Genomic DNA, 19,649 nt, shown 5'->3' on the forward strand with positions numbered 1-19,649 from the left:
TATTAAAACTTCATAGTAGTCCTAACATTAAAAACCCGAGGCGTTAAATAATTAGGGATAGCAATTTGTCTTTTATTGCTTACATCTCTTACCCAGGTATTTGTTATAGAATTTTGAATATCAAAAATATTGAATATTTCAAAACCAAAGGAAAGTTCTTTAAGCGGTTTTTTCCAACCGCTATTAAATTGTTTTTTTGCATCTACTAGAACATATTGCAAACCAAAATCAGCACGCTTGTATGATGGTAATCTGTTTTGATATTGATATGGGTCAGCATAACTTGGCGAACCTCCAGGTAAACCAGTGTTGAATACCAAGTTTAAATACATTTTTAAATTTGGCATATTTGGAACATAATCTTGAAAGAGTGCTGCAAACTTTAAGCGCTGGTCTGTTGGTCTAGATATATAACCTCTGTTATTAATATTTTCTTCGGTTTTTAGATACCCAAAACTAAACCAAGATTCTGTTCCTGGAACAAATTCGCCATTTAAGCGCATATCTAGCCCGTAAGCATATGCAACCGCACTATTGTTAGCTCTGTATCTAATACGAACATTTTCAAGTGTGTAAGGGTTAACATCTGTTAAATTCTTATAATAAACTTCTGAGGTGAGCTTAAAAGGTCTGTCCCACATTTTAAAACTATAATCGTTTCCTAATACCAGATGAAATGATTTTTGAGCTTTTACATCTGGTTGAACCACACCATTTCTATCTCTGAGTTCTCTGTAGAAGGGAGGTTGATAATACAAACCACCTGCAACCCTAAAAAGCATGTCTTTCTCCCAATTTGGCTTTATTGCAAATTGAGCACGCGGACTAAAAACAACTTGGTTTGATGTTGAAAAATCATCACCGCTTACAGACCAACTGTGCGCACGAATACCTGCATTATACCAAACATCACTTGTTCCTAAAGTGCTTCGTTTACTCCATTGCGCATAAGCTTGAAATCTGTTTATTTGAGTGTTATTTGTAGCTCTAACATTTTGAAATGGCTCTAAAGGGCCCGTAAAAGGTTCGTAAGGTTGTTCATTAGGAGATGTTCTGGGAGGTCTTATAGAAAATCCTGCCGAGTCGATAACTTCCCACTCAATTAAACGATCCCTAATGTCTTCATTTGTATATTTTAAAGACCATTCAAACCTATTATCATTAACTTTAAAATCGCCTTTATGCTCAATATTGGTAATAAGTGCGTCCAAATCATTTCTTCCGTGGTTCAATTGGCTGCCTATGCCTTGGCTAAATTCAACTTCCCCTAAATTTTCATCGCCTATATTGCCGTTTACTTCTCCTAATCTATATTGTGCTAAAATATCAAAGTATTCTTCTTCAGTAGTATGATATGTTGATGCAATTAAATGTAGCGTTAAATCATCATTTGCAAAATAAGACCCTTTAAAGGCGCCAAAAAGTGTTTGATATCTATCCTTTTCTTGACCATCATAAAATACCAATAATGCCACGGGCTCGCTTAATGTTCCAAAATTAGTTTGTCGGGCTTGTGGTTCAAAATTGTATTTATTAATTGAAGCACTTCCTAAAAAACTTAAATTAAATTTATTGGAAAACTTATAGGTAAAAAAGCCTTGGGCATCTGCAAATGTTGGTCTAAAATTAGTTTCTGTTTCTTTAGCATTTACTAATAAACTATTATCGCGGTAACGAAGCCCAACAATTCCTGTGAATTTGGAATCTTTGCTTATGTTTTCCACAGAAAGACTTCCTCCTAATAAACTTAAATCGGCATTAACTTCAAATTGATAAGGGTTTTTATATGTGATGTCTAAAACAGATGAAAGCTTATCACCATACTTTGCCTGAAAACCACCTGCAGAGAAATCTACATTTTGCACCAAATTTGTGTTTACAAAACTCAAACCTTCTTGTTGACCAGAACGCACTAAAAATGGACGATAAACTTCAATACCATTTACATATACTAAGTTTTCATCATAATTTCCTCCTCGAACGGAATACTGTGTGCTTAACTCATTATTGTTACTAACCCCAGGTAAGGTTAATAACAAATTTTCTACACCAGCATTGGCTCCAGGGATTTTGCGAATAACATCTGGTTTTATCGTAATAACGCCTTCAACCTCTTTTTTTCTATTACTATTAATAATAATAGTGGCTATTTGTTCAATTGAGGCACTCATTACAGGATTAAATTCAAGTTCCTCACCGTTTTTTAAATTGAAAGTACTTGTTACCTTTTTATGTGAAAGATGGGTGAACTCAATAGTTATATTTTTATTAGCTGGAATTGTAATACTGTAAAAACCGTTGGTATTTGTTTCTGTTCCATTATCCTCAGTTTTTATGCTTACTTTTTCTATAGGATTATTTTTTTCATCAAGAATAATTCCTTTAATAGTTGCATTTTGTGCAAAACTTAAGGTTAGGATTGAAAAAAACAGGATGGTAGTTAGTAGTTGTTTTGCCTTCAAAAGTATAAAAAGTTTATTTTCTATAAAATAACGTTTCAAAAGTAGAATTATTTCCAACATTATCGGTAACAATTACTTTTAAATTGTTTTTAGTGCTAGTTATCTTGCTATCATTAAAATCGTAGATAAGGGTGTTTTTTTTGTAATCATATTCCATCAATATCCATTTTCCATTTATAGTAGCGCGATAATTTGATATTCCAGAACCTTCATCATCAATTTTAATTTTTAGATATCTATACTTGCTTAGCCATTGTTTACTCTTAAAGTTAACACTAGAAATTTTTGGTTTTATAGTATCCATAGCAAGAGCGTAAGTGCCTAGTTTTTTTGAACGCCCAATTAATAAGTTGTCTTTTCTTTTGGTATAAGTATATGATGGGGAATTTTTATAGCCAACTAGTCTTGCAATATAAAGTTTGCTTTTATCGGCGTTTGAATATTTACTAACATCATAAGTAATGTTGAAATTCTTTTTAGTAGCTTTTACGTCTTTATGAAGTTTAAGTGTATCGTTTTTTACTTCAAAATCTATATAAAAATCATCATAAAAGGTGTCTTTATAAAAATCTACAACAACATTTTCTGTTTTTAAATTTATGGTTTGGTTTGCTTTAATATAGTAGGGAGTAACTTTTTCTTGAGCAGGTTGGGTTATACTTCTGTTTGTACCTTTTATATGAATGGTTACCCAAGCCTCATTGTTTTTAAAATCAGAAACTTTAATTTTATAAACCGAGTACGTACTGTCTTCAATTTTTATAACTCCATCGTTAAGCACTGAATTAAAAAGACTTAAAGGGTTGTTCTTTTTGAATAATTTTTGAACACGTTGCTTTTTTGTTATAAAATGCTCGTAATCTATAAGCTGATTAATATGCTTAGTTTCATCAAAAGAAAAACGTTTAAAATCTATTTCAAAGTTTCTTTTACCATTAATAAATGTTTGAATATTGTATACGCCATTAGAATTTGCAGCTAAGTCTTGCCTATCAAAAGTACTAATAGCAAAACCTATATTCCCTAATGCTTTAATATTTTCAACATTATAATCACCATTATTTAAAGGTGTTAATCGTAGTTTTTGTTTAGTATTAGAATTATTAATAAATGAATTTCTATCTAAAGGGTATGCATAAATAGATTTGATTATGGGGTTGCTAGTGTCTTTAATATCCATTCCAAATAACATAGGATTCATTGGGCGTTCTTGCTTATCTCTAATCTCGAAATGTAAATGTGGACCGCCAGAACCACCAGAATTTCCACTATATGCAATAAGACCGTCTCTTAAAACGATTAAATCTTCTGCTTTTGGAAACAACTCAATTTCATAAGATTCTTTTTCATATTGCTGTTTTTTTACATAAGCTTCAATATCTGGCGAAAATTTTTGAAGATGCGCATACACCGTAGTATACCCGTTAGGATGTGTTATATATAGTGCTTTGCCATAACCGTAATGCGATACTTTTATTCTACTAACAAAGCCACTGGCAGAAGCCCTAACTTTTAAGCCTGTACGCTGTTGCGTTTTAATATCCATTCCTGAATGAAAATGATTAGAGCGAAGCTCGGCAAATGTGCCAGATAAAATTAACGGGATATCTAAAGGGCTACTAAAATAATCCTGCGGATAATTATTTTGTGCACTTGAGAATAATGAAAAAACTAGAAAGAGGGACAGTATAAATCGCATAGGTATGTATTATGGCTAAAATATTAATTTGATATGAAAGCGCAAAGAATAAAGCAAAAATCAAGCCATGCTGTTTTGTATTGGGCTTAATCTTAGAAAGAAAAATTTTATGATAAAACAATTGTAATATATGGCTAAGAATGTTAACTTTGTAAGGTAAGTATTGAAATTTGTAAATGAGTAATATTGAAGATATTGTAGATTCTTTAGAAAACAAGATTAGTAAAGTATTACACAAACTAGAGCTTTTGAAACTTGCTAATTTGAAATTAAATGAAGAATTAGAGATTTCAAAGCAAGAAAATTTAACCCAAAAAAAGCATATAGCTGATTGGGAAGAAAAATATGAAGCACTTAAAATTGCAAATACAATACTTGGTAGTGACGATAATAAAAGAGAAACTAAGCTTAAAATAAACGCATTAATCAGGGACATTGATCATTGTATTGCTCAACTCGCTGATTAAAGCTAATTAAACTCAATGTCAGAAAAGCTTAAAATAAAGCTATCTATAGCTAATAGAGTATATCCTTTAACAATTGAGCCAAGTCAAGAAGAAGGATTACGTAAAGCGGCTAAAAACATTGAGGCTATGATAAAGCAATTTGAGCAAAGTTATTCTGTTCGAGATAAACAAGATGTTTTGGCAATGTGTGCCTTACAATTTGCATCTCAAGTAGAGCAGAAGTCTATTGATAAAACAAATGTAAATGAGCATGTAGAAGAAAAACTAAATGCTTTAAATGATTTGTTACATGCTCATATAGTTTCTTAACGTTCTTTAAAATAAACTAAAAGTTACTGCCTACATTGGTTATTTTTTTTGATAAACTCAACGTTAATTCTTTAAAAAGGGTGAGTTTAAGTTGTAAAAGCATGCTGCTAGTACTGAATTTATTTTCGGTATCTCGAGCAGACCCTTGATCAGCTTGTTAGCCCTAAACTTGTTTTTAAGGAGTTTATACAAAACTTTATACCGGTGTAGGCTTTTTTATATACCAATTTGAATATGTTAGTTAGTATTTAAACTGGATTTTTACACACAAATCAACTAAAACAAACGATGGACAACTCAATTATATTTGCAGTAGGAGGTGTTGCGCTAGGAGTCATAATTGGCTTTATAATAGCAAAAACACTAGAGAAAAACAACGCTTCAAAACTTGTTAAAGAAGCTAAAAAGGATGCCGCTTTAATATTAAAAGAAGCAAAAAGCGAAGGAGAAACGCTTAAAAAAGATAAAATCCTTCAGGCTAAAGAAAAGTTTATTGAACTAAAGTCGGAGCACGAAAAGGTTATTTTATCTCGTGATAAGAAAATGGCTGAGTCTGAAAAGCGTACGCGTGATAAAGAATCTCAGATCTCAAGTGAATTAGCTAAAGGTAAAAAACTAAATGAAAGTTTAGAAAGTAAATCTAAAAACTACGATCACAGGTTAGATGTTTTAGAAAAGAAGCAAGAAGAGGTTGATAAATTGCATAAAAGACAAGTACAACAACTAGAAGTTATTTCTAGTCTTTCGGCTGAAGAAGCTAAAGAGCAACTAGTGGAGTCTTTAAAAGGAGAAGCAAAGAACGATGCTATGGCATACATTCAGAGTGCTTTAGAAGAGGCTAAATTAACTGCCGAACAAGATGCTAAAAAGATAATAATAAATACCATACAGCGTATTGGAACAGAGGAAGCAGTAGATAATTGTGTGTCTGTATTTAATATAGAGTCTGATGATGTTAAAGGACGTATTATTGGTCGTGAAGGACGAAATATTAGAGCCATTGAAGCTGCAACAGGTGTTGAAATAATTGTTGATGATACACCAGAAGCGATTATATTATCATGTTTTGATTCTGTGCGTAGAGAAGTAGCGCGTTTATCATTACATAAGTTGGTTACAGATGGTAGAATTCACCCTGCTAGAATTGAGGAAATCGTTAAGAAGACTCAGAAACAAATTGAACAAGAAATTATAGAAGTTGGTAAACGTACTGTTATTGATTTAGGAATTCATAATTTAAACCCTGAGTTAATTAAAATGGTAGGTAGAATGAAATACCGTTCTTCTTATGGACAAAACTTATTACAACACTCAAGAGAGGTAGCAAAACTTTGTGGCGTTATGGCAGCAGAGTTAGGTTTAAACCCAAAACTGGCTAAAAGAGCAGGATTATTACATGATATCGGAAAAGTGCCAGATGCTGAAGCAGATATGGAAACACCACACGCCATTTTAGGTATGCAATGGGCAGAGAAGTTTGGTGAAAAGGCAGATGTTTGTAATGCTATTGGAGCGCACCATGATGAAGTAGAAATGAAATCATTATTGGCTCCTATTATTCAAGTATGTGATGCTATTTCTGGAGCAAGACCAGGTGCAAGACGTCAAGTTCTAGACAGTTACATACAACGTTTAAAAGACTTAGAAGATATTGCCTTTGGGTTTAATGGTGTTAAAAAAGCGTATGCTATCCAAGCAGGTAGAGAACTACGTGTTATTGTTGAAAGTGAAAAAGTAAATGATGATGTAGCAGCAGATTTATCATTTAGCATTTCTCAAAAAATACAAACGGATATGACTTATCCTGGGCAAGTTAAAGTAACTGTAATTAGAGAAACTAGAGCGGTTAATATTGCTAAGTAGTTTTTTGGTTGCTAGTTAATAGGCTTTAGTTATTAGAGCGCATTATAATAAAATATTATAATTCTTAAAATCTCAGGTTAAAATTTAATCTGAGATCTTTTTTTTTATTACTAATGTTCATTGGTGTACGATATAAGGACTCAAGACCACTGCACTTAAAGAACAAATAATAAAGACTTGATTGTAACTATTTGCGAATAATTAAACTCTTTTTTTAGCTTTTCATAATAATTAAAAAAAGGATGTATTCTTAAAAGCATAGTCTAAAATCTAACAGAAACGGTGCTACGGTTTATTCTAAGAGGTTTTTCACTGATTACATTATTTTTATCGGACAACATTGATTAATTTTCACTAACAACTAACAACTAACAACTAACAACTAACAACTAACAACTAACAACTAACAACTAACAACTAACAACTAACAACCGATAACTATTTCCTCGGATGATATTGCTCTACAACTTTCGCTAAATGGCTTTTATCAAGATGCACGTAAATTTCAGTAGTGGTAATGCTTTCGTGTCCTAACATAAGCTGTATGGAACGTAAATCGGCATTGTTTTCTAGTAGATGAGTGGCAAACGAATGTCTAAACGTATGCGGAGATATACTCTTTTTTAAATCTATTTTTACTGCAAGTTGTTTTATTATGGTGAAAATCATAGCGCGGGTTAATTGTTTGCCGCGTCTATTTAAAAACAAAGTATCTTCATGTCCAGGCTGGATGTTTAAATGAATACGAATTTCATTTCTGTAAATATTAATATACTTTTGAGTAATATCAATAATAGGAACAAAACGTTGTTTATCACCTTTACCAGTTACTTTTATAAAGCCTTCATCAAAAAATAAGTCTGATATTTTTAGATTAATAAGCTCGCTTACTCGCAATCCGCAACCATATAATGTTTCAAGCATGGCTCTATTACGTTCACCCTCTGGTTTGCTTAAGTCAATGGCTTTAATAATAAGGTCTATTTCTTCTTCGGAAAGCGTGTCTGGAAGCTTTCTTCCTATTTTAGGCGATTCTATAAGTTCTAGTGGGTTGTCTTTTCTATAATCCTCAAATACTAAATAATTAAAAAAACTGCGCAAGCCAGATATTAATCGAGATTGAGACCTTGCATTTACGGTTTTGGCAATTTCATATATAAATTGTTGAATAATCTCTGAGGTTATATGAATAGGAGAACTTTTTATGTCATTAGTTTCAATAAAATCAGCGAGTTTTTTTACATCAAGCGCATAATTATCAATAGAATTTTTTGATAAACCACGTTCTATTTTTAAATATAACTGATAGTCTTTTAAAGCATTTTGCCAATTCATAGTTGTAAAAATAACCAAATAACAAGAATAATTGGTTTTAATTATATACGTATTTATACGTATATTCATTATAAATTGTTAATAAAATTAAAAATAACTAATTGATTATTAGTTGTTTATATAAATATGTTGGTAAAAATGTTAATAACATTGAATTATATGTAGTCTTTTACAAAAAAATATCTTTAATTTGTTCTAATCAAACTAAAAACATTTTAATTATGAAAAAAGTATTATTATTAGCTGCAATTGCAGTATTTGGATTAACAAGTGTAAACGCACAAGACACTCAATTTGGTGTAAAAGCAGGTATAGATATAATGTCACAGACTGTTGCTGGCTTCTCTGTTTCATCTACTAATGTGTATTTTGGAGGTTTTGCTGAAATTGAACTTGATTCATTTACTTTACAGCCAGAAGTTATTTATGTAGCGGCTACTGGGGGAGGTCTTGTTCATGTTCCAGTAATGGCAAAATTTAATCTTTCTGATGAGTTTAATTTATTAGCAGGACCTGCGTTAGGTTTTCTTACAAATTCTGGAGGAGGAAAATCTTTTAATTATGGCATAGAAGCGGGAGTTGCTTATGATATAAGTGAAGCACTTTTTCTTGAAGCTAGATACAGCTTAGGATTAGCTGATTTTGCACCTGATGGAGCTGGTTTTACTTCAAAGCTTAATGGTTTCTTTATTGGAGCTGGATATAGACTATAATTATTTAATAAATAAAAAAAGGGAAGCAGTTGCTTCCCTTTTTTTATGCACAATTTTTATTTTTTTTAAATCAAACTAAATTTATAATGAAAAAAGTTACAGTTTTTATTGCTACTCTATTTTTTGGAATAGTGACTTTAAGCGCTCAATCAACTGAGTTCGGTGCTACAGCAGGTTATAACTCTTTAATTGCTACTGCAACCTTTAATGGTGCTTCTGGTTCGGATAGTGTTTCAGGCTTTTATGTAGGTCTATTTGCAGATTTTGAAACGTCTGATAAGTTTCATGTTCAGCCAGAAATACAATATGTGAACTCTATACAAAATGGCGAGTCTGGGGGTTCACTTGTTATACCAGTTTTAGGGAGGTATTATATATCTGAAGAGGTAAGTTTGAATTTTGGGCCCCAATTGGATTTTATTCTAGAAGAATCGCCAGGTGTTAAAGCTCTTGGACTTGCAATTGCGGTTGGGTTAAGTTATGATATTAATACTAACATTTTTCTTTCTTTTAAGTATGCTTTAGGTTTAACAGATAGGTTAGAAGATGGAGCGGTAATATTTGATGAATTTGGAAATAGTATAAGTTCCGAAGGAATTACGACTAAGTTTAGTTTCCTTCAAATTGGGCTAGGGTTTAAATTTTAAAATTAAAAGATAAATTATCAAACCGAAGTAAAGGCTTCGGTTTTTTTATGCCCAATTTTTAATATATTTACTTTATGAAAAAGCTAATTATAATTAACGGACCTAACTTGAACTTATTAGGGAAAAGAGAACCAAATATATATGGGAGTTTATCCTTTACTGAGTTTTTAGAGGAAGTAAAAGGAAAATACCCAAAAGTTTCAATTGATTATTTTCAATCTAATATAGAAGGGGAGTTGATAGATAAATTACATGAGGTTGGTTTTAGTTATGATGGTGTAATTTTAAACGCAGCGGCTTACACGCATACCTCTGTTGGAATTGGCGATGCTATAAAAGCTATTGAAACTCCAGTTGTAGAGGTTCATATTTCTAATACATTTAATAGGGAAGAGTTTAGACATCAGTCATTTATCTCACCAAATGCAAAAGGTGTTATTCTTGGTTTTGGATTACAGAGTTATGAGCTGGCTATTCAGAGTTTTTGAATTAGATTTTTAGAAAGTTAGATATGTTAGAAATTTGCTTTAGCAAATTTTAGATTATAAAAAAAGTTCCAGTATAACTGGAACTTTTTTTATCTAAGAAATCTAATTATTTAAGAAAGTCTTATAAGTGTATCACCTCATCATAAGCATCAGCTACAGCTTCCATAACCGCTTCACTCATTGTTGGATGGGGGTGTATAGCTTTTAATACTTCATGCCCAGTAGTTTCAAGTTTTCTTCCTAAAACAGCTTCTGCAATCATATCTGTTACACCAGCACCAATCATGTGGCAACCTAACCATTCGCCATATTTGGCATCAAAAATAACTTTTACAAAACCTTCTTTATTACCACCTGCACTAGCTTTACCAGAAGCAGAGAATGGGAATTTTCCAACTTTAATATCTAAGCCTTTATCTTTTGCTTGTTTTTCAGTTAAACCAACCGATGCAATTTCAGGAGAGCAATATGTGCAACCAGGTATGTTTCCATAATCAATAGCTTCAACATGTTGTCCTGCTAACTTCTCAACACATAAAATGCCTTCCGCGGAAGCGACATGAGCTAAAGCCTGGCCAGGAGTAACATCACCAATAGCATAATACCCAGGTAAATTTGTTTGATAAAAATCGTTTACAATAATTTTGTCTCTATCAACCACAATACCAACATCTTCTAACCCAATATTTTCAATATTAGATTTTATACCAACGGCACTTAAAATAATATCAGCTTCAAGAACTTCTTCGCCTTTACTGGTTTTTACTGTGGCTTTAACACCTTTGCCAGAAGTGTCAACAGAGGTTACTTCTGCAGAAGTCATAATATTAATTCCAGACTTCTTAAAAGAACGCTCTAATTGTTTTGAAACATCATCATCTTCAACAGGAACAATTTTTGGTAAATATTCAACAATAGTTACCTCGGTTCCCATAGAGTTGTAGAAATAAGCAAATTCAACTCCAATAGCTCCAGAGCCAACTACAATCATTTTCTTTGGTTGTTTTTTTAAAGTCATGGCTTGTCTATAACCAATAACTTTTTTACCATCTTGTGGCAAACTAGGGAGTTCACGAGAACGAGCTCCTGTAGCAATAATAATATTATCAGCGCTATATTCAGTACCGTCAACCTCAACCTTTTTACCTGGTTTAATTTTCCCGTAACCTTCTATAACGTCAATCTTATTTTTTTTCATTAAAAACTGAACACCTTTGCTCATGCCATCTGCAACACCACGACTACGTTTAACAACAGCATCAAAATCATGATCTGCATCTTTTACTTTTAAACCATAATCTTCGGCATGTTTGAGATACTCAAAAACTTGGGCAGATTTTAATAATGCTTTTGTTGGAATACAACCCCAATTTAAGCATACACCCCCAAGGTTTTCTTTTTCAACAATAGCAGTTTTAAAACCTAATTGTGATGCTCTAATAGCTGTTACATAACCACCAGGACCGCTCCCAAGAACAATAATATCGTATTTACTCATTTGTTAAAAGTTTAGAACGCGAATTTACAAAATCGATTTATAAAAAAGAATTAAGAGCCTTATAAATCGAAAAAAATGTAATGTTCTAAAATATCACTTTTTTTGTTGAATATTTAATTGCTTAGAAGGCGAGTTTTTAATCATATTTAAAATGGTATTGCTACCTTTGCGATGCAAGTTTTTATTTATGAACATACCTAGGACGAGTTTTCCTCGAATTGTAATTATTGGTGGGGGTTTTGCTGGAGTTGCACTAGCAAAAAAATTATCAAAGCAAGAAGTGCAAGTGGTACTTTTAGACAAAAATAATTATCACACCTTTCAGCCTTTATTATATCAAGTTTCTACTGGAGGATTAGAACCCGATTCTATTGCATACCCAATAAGGAAAATTTTAAAAGACTTTCCAAACTTTTATTTTAGATTAGCTAATGTAGAGGAAATAAGTACCAATAAGAATAAAATAAAAACAAATATTGGAAATTTAAAATTTGATTATTTAGTTGTTGCTACAGGCTCTACAACCAATTTTTTCGGAAATACAGAAGTAGAAAAGCATGGTATGGCAATGAAAACCATACCACAGTCTTTAAATTTAAGAAGCTTAATACTTGAAAATTTTGAAGACGCCTTATTAACCTCAGATTTAAATGAGCGCAATGCATTAATGAATTTTGTTATTGTAGGCGGCGGACCAACAGGAGTAGAGCTTGCTGGAGCTTTAGCAGAAATAAAAAAAGGCATCCTCCCAAAAGATTACCCAGATTTAGATACCCGCTTAGCACAAATTCATATCATACAATCTAGCGATTGTATTTTGAAAGGGATGAGTGCTAAAGCTTCTAAAAAAGCAGAGGATTTTTTAGAAAAATTAGGTGTTAATGTTTGGAAAAACGTTCGAGTAACCAATTACGATGGTAAAACAGTTACAACAAATACCGATTTAACTTTTGAAACTGCAACCCTAGTCTGGGCAGCCGGCGTAAAAGGAGCTACTATAAAAGGTTTAGATGCCAATGCATTTATAACACATGGTAATAGAATATTAGTAAACGAGTTTAATCAAGTAAAAGGGTTTAAACATGTATTTGCTATTGGAGATATAGCATGTTTAGTAAACGATGAGTTTCCACAAGGTTTTCCAATGATGGCACAACCAGCCATTCAACAAGGCGACCAATTAGGCGATAATATTTTAAAACTAATTGAAGCAAAACCCATGACACCCTTTAGCTATAAAGATAAAGGCGCTATGGCAACAATTGGCAGAAACAAGGCCGTAGTAGATTTAAAAAACTTTAAGTTTCAAGGCATTTTTGCCTGGTATGTTTGGATGTTTGTACACTTATTTTTCCTAATAGGGTTCAGAAATCGTATGGTAGTGTTTGTAAATTGGGTTTACAATTATGTGCGGTTCGATAGAGAAGCACGTTTAATTATTCGTCCGTTTAAAAAGAAGTTAAAAAAGTAATTTTTTTATTTGGGCGAGTTGCTAAAAAAAGCAAACAGGCTTTCAGCAGTCGCTTTTTTGTGTTGCATAGGTGCAACAACACAAAAAGAGCTTTAACAAATGTCTCAATCCTTCTCGCGGTGCATATTTGCAAATTAATAGTTTTACTTAGCGTCCCTGACTGCTAGTAGGTTAGTAAAATAAAAACCATCAAGAACTTTGTTCTTACACGTAAAGTTTATTATTATAACGAAACATACTGCTAACTGTAACTTATTTCACAGGTCATCAGTAAAATGACGTTTACCTTTCTCTTGGCTAAATTTATCCTTATTAAACTCCGCAGAATTCCCTTTAGGAATAGATAGTGATTCCCAGTCTTTTCCTTTTAAAAGTGTCCCCAAAAATACAATTTGCCCAACATGGTATGAGTAATGTGCTAATTGTCTATTTATAGCCTCGGTAACAGTGTGTCCTCCGTTTCTAATATAAATAGTGCGTTCTAAATCGTCTAATTTTAATGGTCTTATTGCATGGAACAAACAAAACCACCCACTTTCCCAAGCAGCAATTATTTCTTCCTTAGAGTTAAAGTCACTAACAAATTCCTCGTCTCTATTTCGCCATTCTTTTTCGCCATCTTCAGTTAAAAAGTTAGTCCATCTGCTTAGCATATTGCCTACCATATGTTTAACAAGTATGGAAATACTGTTTAAGTCTTCATTGCTCTGCCAGAGTAGCTCATCAAAACTAAGTTGGTTAAAAGTCTTATCGCCTAAGCTTTTATAGTATTCAAATTGTTTGATTGTGCTAGATAAATAACTTTCCATTTAGCAAAACTACTATTATTTATTTGGAATAAATTTTAAAGATACCCCATTTATGCAATGACGTTTTTCAGTGGTTGCTTTTGGACCATCATTAAAAACATGACCTAGATGTCCGCCACAAGTAGCGCAATGTTCTTCAGTTCTAGCATAACCTAAATCATAATCAGTAGAAAAATCAACATTACCCTTTATTTCTCTATCAAAACTTGGCCAACCAGTACCAGAATCAAATTTATGGTCGCTTTTAAATAAAGGCGTATTACAACCACTACAAACATAAATACCATCTTCATGATTTTTATTTAGAGGACTTGTAAACGGACGTTCAGTTCCTGCTTGTCTTAAAACATAAAATGCTTTAGTTGTTAACTGTGCTTTCCATTCAGCTTCAGTTTTTGTTACTTGATACCTTTTAGTCTCCTTTTTGGATTTTTTTTGAGCCGCAGAGTTGCAATTAAAAAATAAAACTAACGTAAAGGCTATTAAAAGTTTGTTCATATCAAAAAATTTATAAGTTTTAAGTCGGTATTTTTACTATAACATTACAAATTAAAAGAGGTGTAATTTGTAACTTGTACAAGATGTGACAAATAAATAATTTAAGTGTCTAATTAGGTATAAAGATGCATTTTTTATGTATTTTTAATACTTATAAATTAAACTATTATACTATGAAAACTAAACATACATTTTATTTAATAGCCATGGCCGCAATTGTTGTTGCATGTGCTACGAATCCTTTTACAGGAAAGAAAACTATGGCATTGGTGCCAAACTCTCAGTTGTTCCCAACTGCGTTTGCTCAATATAGTCAATTTTTAAACGAAAATAAAGTTGTTACGGGTACGAAAGATGCCGAAATGATAACAAGAGTAGGGCAACGCATTGCTGTTGCAGCAGAACGTTGGTTAAATGCAAATGGAAATCATAGCTATTTAAATGATTATAAATGGGAGTATAATTTGGTTGATGATCCAACTGTTAATGCTTGGTGTATGCCTGGAGGTAAAATTGTATTTTATACTGGTATTTTACCAATAGCAAAAAGTGAGGCTGGAGTTGCGGCTATTATGGGGCATGAGGTTGCTCACGCATTAGCAAATCATGGGCAGCAACGTATGAGTGCGGGTATGTTACAACAATTTGGAGCAGTAGCAGGTAATATTGCTATTAAAGATGAGAAATCTAGAAATGCGTTTAATCAATATTATGGTATAGGATCTCAATTGGGTGTAATGTTACCATTTAGCCGAGGACATGAAACAGAGTCCGATCAAATAGGAATTTATTTAATGGCTATTGCTGGTTATAATCCTACTGAAGCGGCAGAGTTATGGAAACGTATGAAAGCAAATAGTGGAGGACAGGCACCGCCTGAGTTTATGAGTACGCATCCATCAAACGACACAAGAATTGCAAACCTTACTAAATGGGCACCTAAGGCCAAAGCTGAAGCTAAAAAGTTTGGTGTTACTACATTTAAGCAATAGTAATTGATACTATAAATAAAAATATTTGTTTACTTTAGAAGCTGTTCATAAAAGGGCAGCTTTTTTATTATGGCGGTATTAGAAAAAGGAAATAAAAAACTTCTTAATGCTTGGGCTTTTTATGATTGGGCAAACTCAGTGTATACACTTACTATAGCGTCATCGATATTTCCCATTTTTTATTCGGCTTTATTTCTTAAAACGACCTCACAAGTTAAAACTGTTTTTGCTTTTGGTATAGAATTTAAAAGTACTGCTTTAATCACTTTTGTTACGGCTTTTACTTTTTTAGTCGTAGCATTTACATCGCCCATACTTTCAGGTATTGCTGATTATGTAGGAAATAAAAAGAATTTTTTAAAATTTTTCTGTTATGTAGGTAGTGCAGGATGTATAGGTTTGTACTGGTTTGATATTACTCCAGATAAAATACATTTAAGTTTACTATTCTATTTTATGGGTTTAATAGGGTATTGGGGAAGTTTAGTGTTTTATAACTCTTATTTACCAGATATTGCTTTTCCTGAACAACAAGATAGTATTAGTGCCAAAGGATTCTCAATGGGTTATTTGGGAAGTGTACTTTTACTTGTTTTAAATTTATTAATGGTTATGTTTCCACACTGGTTTGGGTTTGATATTAGTATATCAAATACCATATTGGAAAGTGGCTCAGAATCTGAAATTAATGAAGCTTTAAAGACGGCAAAAGACAAGGCTTCTTTTGAAGCCATGAAAATAGCGTTTATAACTGTAGGTGTTTGGTGGGCGTTATTTAGTCAATACTCATTTTATTATTTACCCAAAGGCGTATCTTCAGGACATAAAGTAACAAAAGCCGTTATTTTTAATGGATTAAAAGAATTGCAACAAGTATGGAAACAATTAAAACAAAACCTTAGGCTTAAGCGATATTTATATGCGTTTTTTGTGTTTAGTATGGCAGTACAAACGATTATGTTAGTTGCAGTGTATTTTGGTGAAGAAGAGATTTCTTGGGGAGGCGAAAGTGAAAAAACCATGGGACTAATAGTTAGTGTTTTGGTAATTCAATTAGTAGCTATTTTGGGCGCATTTTTAACATCAAAAGCATCTTCAAAGTTTGGAAATATAAAAACCTTAATAGCTGTTAATTTTATCTGGATGGCATTATGCTTCTATGCATATATGATGAAAACTCCCATGCAATTTTATATAGCAGCTGGTTTTGTTGGTATGGTGATGGGAGGGGTGCAGTCTTTAGCGCGTTCTACATACTCAAAATTTTTGCCTGAAACAGAAGATACTACCTCGTACTTTAGCTTTTATGATGTAGCTGAAAAAATAGGTATAGTTATCGGGATGGTTATTTTTGCTTTTATAGATCAAATAACAGGAAGTATGAGAAACGGAATCCTGTTCTTGTTTGTTTTCTTTTTAGCCGGAATTATTTTGTTATTTAGAGTACCTAAGAAATAGAAATAAAGATTGATATCTGCAAACGGTATCATTTTAACGTATATTCCTTTTTTTATATCGATTCTTAGGAATAGTGAAAAAAATAATTATTACGTTTGTTGTCAATTATTTTTTTACTTTTTATGAATTATAATAAATCTGTTGCCAAGGTTTTAAGCATTCTTTTTTTATTTATTGTTTCATCTTGTAATATAGAGCCTTATGAAGGTGATATTCCAGAGGAAACCAATGACACGCTTCCTAGTACTTGTGAAGAAGCCTTGCGAATTACAGCGGAAGCTGGAACAGCATTTCTTTCGGTGTCTGCAACGGATTCAAATTACACGGATTTATGTAGTGCATATAAAAAAGCTTTAGAGGATCAAGTAGCTGTTTGTGGAGATGAAGGTGACGTTTTTCAATTGCTTATAGACGCTTTAGATTGTGGGACGGAGACCAATCCTGGGAACCCTGCTGATGGTCATGCATTTATGACTGCTACTATAATAGGAGAGCAGTTCAATGATTTAAAGCCTAATGGTTATAGTATTTTTAAATCTGCTACAAAGATTGTTACCTTTTTTGGAGATGATACCAACTATATAAAGCTTCAAGGAAATAGTGATTATAATAGTTTTGTTGCATTAGATGATTCAAAAGAAATAAACTTATACATACCAGAAAAATTTTGGGAGGTAGGAACTTACAATTTGAATACTGATAATACAGATACGGATGGTAATCCTACCCCGTTTTTTAATATAATATATGAAACAGGTAGTGAATATCCTCAAGCATATGAAAGAGAAGGAGGAACAATTACCATTACTGAATTTAATATAACAACAAGAGTTATAAAAGGAACTTTTGAATTTCCGTTTGTTAGGGTTAGTACAACTACAAGTGAAGAAATTGGTCCCTTTGAATGTAAAGATGGAACTTTTGATTATTCTTTAGACGACGAGTTTTTTGACTAATTCAGATAAATATCAAAAAAGAAAGAGGCTGCTTTTTAAAGCAGCCTCTTTCTTTTACTGTTGGTTTTTGATTGAATTTTTATAAATCTATCGTTGATTAATAGACCCAGACCCTGCAACTTTAGTATCTTTTTTAGGGTTTCCTTTGTATGTTATATCTCCAGAACCTGCAACTCTAGCTGTTAAAGAATTGTTGCTTACTACTTGAGCATCTCCTGATCCAGCTACGGAAACATCTGTTTTATTTGCTTGCAAACCAAATCCGTGAAAGTCTCCAGAACCCGCAACTTTGACTTCTAATTTATCGGTATAACCATCTAAAGTTAAATCTCCAGAACCTGCTATAGCGCCTTTAATAAAATTGGTTTTTACATCAAGCTTTAAATCTCCAGAACCTGCTAATGAAACACTTAATTTCTCAGTTTCGATAGTGTCTCTACTATATAAATCTCCAGAGCCAGCAAGAGAAACGGTGTTAACACTTTCAAAAGGAATAGTAATTTTAATAGTGTTATTTTTATAACTCATATTTACACCTTTCTGGGTTTTAACTATTAAATGGTCTCCTTTAACTTCAGTAATTATATATTCTAAAAGATTAGAGTCTCCTTCTAAAGTTATATTTCCTTCATCTCCTTTTACAAGAATAAAGTCCATGGAACCCGCGCATTTAATGCCCTTATAATCGCTAGTTGTTCTAGTTTCGGTAACTACGTTTCCGTTGCCTTTAATCTTTTTCTTTCCCCAAGATTGAGCGTAAGTAATGGATGCTAACATTAGCGATAGAACTGTAAGTGTAATTGATTTTTTCATGATTTTAAGTTTAAATGATTGATATTTGATTATTAGTTTTTTTAAGGTTTTTAATCTGATCTTTTGTGTCTTGTAATACATTAATTCTACTTTGGAAATTGAGAATCATAGCATCAAGAATCAATTCATCATTTGGTTGTTCTTTTAGTCCCAGAATTAACTGATTGTAATCTTCTTCTAAAATTTGAAGCTGAAATAAAGCATCTACAATTAGTTCTTGGTACTCTGGCATGTCTTCGCTATTTAGGTTTTCTAACTCTCTAGTTAGTGAAGCCATGAATAGAGTTTCTGTTTTTGCCATTTCTGGAGAGATACTTGCAAGGTCAATGGTATTATCTTTTTTAGATGTGAAAATAAAAAGAGAAACTATTAATACTATTGATGCTGCAATGCCGATAAATGGTTTCCAGAAGCTGTTTTTTCTGTTACTTGAAATTGATTTTTGTATGTTTAATTTTTGTGCAAAACGTTCCTTATGACCTATGTCAGGACGGTCTGTATCAAAATCATTTTCAAGATTTTTAAATAAATCGTCTAGTGTGTTTTTACTCATGATAATTTTATTAAGCTGTGCCTACTTGTAATTTTTGTCTTAAACTTTCTTTAGCTCTAGAAATTGTGGTTCTGCAATTTGCATTAGTGAGATTCATAATCTTACTAATCTCCTCGTAATCATAACCTTCTATAAGGTTTAATGTTAATGCTATTCTATAATTATCTTTTAATGTTTTCATAGAATTTAAAACTTGTTGCGCTTTTATGCTTTTAAACTCGTAATCACTACTAATCCCGTCTGCTTCATTTTCAACTTTGTATAATATGTCATCAATAGGAACTTCATTGTTTTTAATGGTTTTCTTATAATGATAAATACTGTTATTAATAACAATTCGTTTTAACCAAGGCCCGAAAGTAGATGCGTTTTTAAGGCTTTCTAGTTTTGTAAATGCCTTTAAAAAAGAATCTTGCATAATGTCTTCAGCTTCAAAATTGTTTTTTACAATTCTTAATGAAGTATTATACATTACTTTGTAATACCTGTTATAAATCTCCAATTGTGCAGACTGGTTTCCAGTTTTACAAAGCGCAACAAGTTGTTCGGTATTTTGGTTGGTTAGTGTCACAAAAAATGAATTGTTATAGTATAGATACTTAAAGTTTTTGTTTGTTA

The 19,649-nt window shown here is 32.3% G+C and carries 19 protein-coding genes and 1 other RNA gene; 11 read left to right on the plus strand and 9 right to left on the minus strand.

Annotation, left to right across the window (positions count from 1 at the left end; translation table 11 throughout):
- Positions 1–2 precede the first annotated feature (2 nt).
- Entirely contained in the window at positions 3–2,522 is a 2,520-nt protein-coding gene (locus Q0870_RS06510) for a carboxypeptidase-like regulatory domain-containing protein (RefSeq protein WP_298553525.1), read from the minus strand.
- A complete protein-coding gene (locus tag Q0870_RS06515) occupies positions 2,476–4,161 on the minus strand; it encodes a M23 family metallopeptidase (protein ID WP_298553526.1) in 1,686 nt (561 codons plus the stop codon). The genes Q0870_RS06510 and Q0870_RS06515 overlap by 47 nt, the downstream gene beginning before the upstream one ends.
- Positions 4,162–4,337: 176 nt before the next feature.
- On the opposite strand from Q0870_RS06515, the gene Q0870_RS06520 reads away from it, so the two are divergent.
- From Q0870_RS06520 to rny, 4 genes are all read left to right on the plus strand, one after another.
- The gene (locus tag Q0870_RS06520) at positions 4,338–4,628 is read left to right on the plus strand and encodes a hypothetical protein (protein WP_298553527.1); all 291 of its coding nucleotides are present in this window, start codon (positions 4,338–4,340) and stop codon (positions 4,626–4,628) included.
- Positions 4,629–4,643: 15 nt separating this feature from the next.
- Positions 4,644–4,937, plus strand: coding sequence for a cell division protein ZapA (locus tag Q0870_RS06525; protein WP_298553529.1), 294 nt, complete (start codon positions 4,644–4,646; stop codon positions 4,935–4,937).
- Positions 4,938–4,992: 55 nt separating this feature from the next.
- A non-coding RNA gene (gene ssrS / locus Q0870_RS06530) (6S RNA) lies at positions 4,993–5,123 on the plus strand.
- Between the two features lie 102 nt (positions 5,124–5,225).
- Complete coding sequence (gene rny, locus Q0870_RS06535; RefSeq protein ID WP_298553530.1) at positions 5,226–6,800, plus strand: ribonuclease Y; 1,575 nt, start codon at positions 5,226–5,228, stop codon at positions 6,798–6,800.
- Between the two features lie 438 nt (positions 6,801–7,238).
- Here the strand turns inward: rny and Q0870_RS06540 are convergent, their stop codons facing one another.
- On the minus strand, positions 7,239–8,135 hold the full coding sequence (locus tag Q0870_RS06540) for a site-specific tyrosine recombinase (RefSeq protein WP_298553973.1): 897 nt from the start codon (positions 8,133–8,135) through the stop codon (positions 7,239–7,241).
- Positions 8,136–8,356: 221 nt separating this feature from the next.
- On the opposite strand from Q0870_RS06540, the gene Q0870_RS06545 reads away from it, so the two are divergent.
- From Q0870_RS06545 to aroQ, 3 genes are all read left to right on the plus strand, one after another.
- Positions 8,357–8,848 carry a hypothetical protein gene (locus Q0870_RS06545; RefSeq protein ID WP_298553531.1) on the plus strand — a complete coding sequence of 164 codons (492 nt, stop codon included), beginning with the start codon at positions 8,357–8,359 and terminating at the stop codon, positions 8,846–8,848.
- 86 nt (positions 8,849–8,934) lie between these two features.
- Positions 8,935–9,495, plus strand: a complete 561-nt coding sequence (locus Q0870_RS06550) for an outer membrane beta-barrel protein (RefSeq protein ID WP_298553532.1) — start codon at positions 8,935–8,937, stop codon at positions 9,493–9,495.
- Positions 9,496–9,569: 74 nt separating this feature from the next.
- The gene (gene aroQ / locus Q0870_RS06555) at positions 9,570–9,983 is read left to right on the plus strand and encodes a type II 3-dehydroquinate dehydratase (protein ID WP_298553533.1); all 414 of its coding nucleotides are present in this window, start codon (positions 9,570–9,572) and stop codon (positions 9,981–9,983) included.
- 121 nt (positions 9,984–10,104) lie between these two features.
- On the opposite strand, the gene lpdA is transcribed toward aroQ, so the two are convergent.
- Entirely contained in the window at positions 10,105–11,481 is a 1,377-nt protein-coding gene (gene lpdA, locus Q0870_RS06560) for a dihydrolipoyl dehydrogenase (protein ID WP_298553534.1), read from the minus strand.
- A 187-nt stretch (positions 11,482–11,668) separates the two neighbouring features.
- On the opposite strand from lpdA, the gene Q0870_RS06565 reads away from it, so the two are divergent.
- Entirely contained in the window at positions 11,669–12,952 is a 1,284-nt protein-coding gene (locus Q0870_RS06565; RefSeq protein WP_298553535.1) for an NAD(P)/FAD-dependent oxidoreductase, read from the plus strand.
- A gap of 257 nt (positions 12,953–13,209) precedes the next feature.
- Here Q0870_RS06565 and Q0870_RS06570 read toward each other — a convergent pair whose 3' ends face one another.
- Together Q0870_RS06570 and msrB are read right to left on the minus strand one after the other, a co-directional pair.
- A complete protein-coding gene (locus tag Q0870_RS06570) occupies positions 13,210–13,761 on the minus strand; it encodes a DUF1572 family protein (protein ID WP_298553536.1) in 552 nt (183 codons plus the stop codon).
- Between the two features lie 15 nt (positions 13,762–13,776).
- Positions 13,777–14,259 carry a peptide-methionine (R)-S-oxide reductase MsrB gene (gene msrB, locus Q0870_RS06575; RefSeq protein ID WP_298553538.1) on the minus strand — a complete coding sequence of 161 codons (483 nt, stop codon included), beginning with the start codon at positions 14,257–14,259 and terminating at the stop codon, positions 13,777–13,779.
- 173 nt (positions 14,260–14,432) lie between these two features.
- Between msrB and Q0870_RS06580 the strand changes: the two genes are divergently transcribed.
- The 3 genes from Q0870_RS06580 to Q0870_RS06590 all read left to right on the plus strand — a co-directional run bounded on the left by Q0870_RS06580 (position 14,433) and on the right by Q0870_RS06590 (position 17,665).
- Complete coding sequence (locus Q0870_RS06580) at positions 14,433–15,251, plus strand: M48 family metallopeptidase (RefSeq protein WP_298553540.1); 819 nt, start codon at positions 14,433–14,435, stop codon at positions 15,249–15,251.
- A 69-nt stretch (positions 15,252–15,320) separates the two neighbouring features.
- Positions 15,321–16,709: an MFS transporter gene (locus Q0870_RS06585; protein ID WP_298553541.1), complete on the plus strand. Its 1,389-nt coding sequence runs from the start codon at positions 15,321–15,323 to the stop codon at positions 16,707–16,709.
- 122 nt (positions 16,710–16,831) lie between these two features.
- Positions 16,832–17,665, plus strand: coding sequence for a hypothetical protein (locus tag Q0870_RS06590; RefSeq protein WP_298553542.1), 834 nt, complete (start codon positions 16,832–16,834; stop codon positions 17,663–17,665).
- 87 nt (positions 17,666–17,752) lie between these two features.
- Here Q0870_RS06590 and Q0870_RS06595 read toward each other — a convergent pair whose 3' ends face one another.
- From Q0870_RS06595 to Q0870_RS06605, 3 genes are read right to left on the minus strand one after another with little or no spacing between them, the layout of a single operon-like run.
- Positions 17,753–18,478: a head GIN domain-containing protein gene (locus Q0870_RS06595; RefSeq protein WP_298553543.1), complete on the minus strand. Its 726-nt coding sequence runs from the start codon at positions 18,476–18,478 to the stop codon at positions 17,753–17,755.
- 10 nt (positions 18,479–18,488) lie between these two features.
- Positions 18,489–19,031: a hypothetical protein gene (locus Q0870_RS06600; protein ID WP_298553545.1), complete on the minus strand. Its 543-nt coding sequence runs from the start codon at positions 19,029–19,031 to the stop codon at positions 18,489–18,491.
- A 10-nt stretch (positions 19,032–19,041) separates the two neighbouring features.
- A complete protein-coding gene (locus Q0870_RS06605; protein ID WP_298553547.1) occupies positions 19,042–19,602 on the minus strand; it encodes an RNA polymerase sigma factor in 561 nt (186 codons plus the stop codon).
- Between the last annotated feature and the right edge of the window lie 47 nt (positions 19,603–19,649).

Source organism: uncultured Algibacter sp. (assembly GCF_947487575.1).
Lineage (GTDB): Bacteria > Bacteroidota > Bacteroidia > Flavobacteriales > Flavobacteriaceae > Algibacter_B.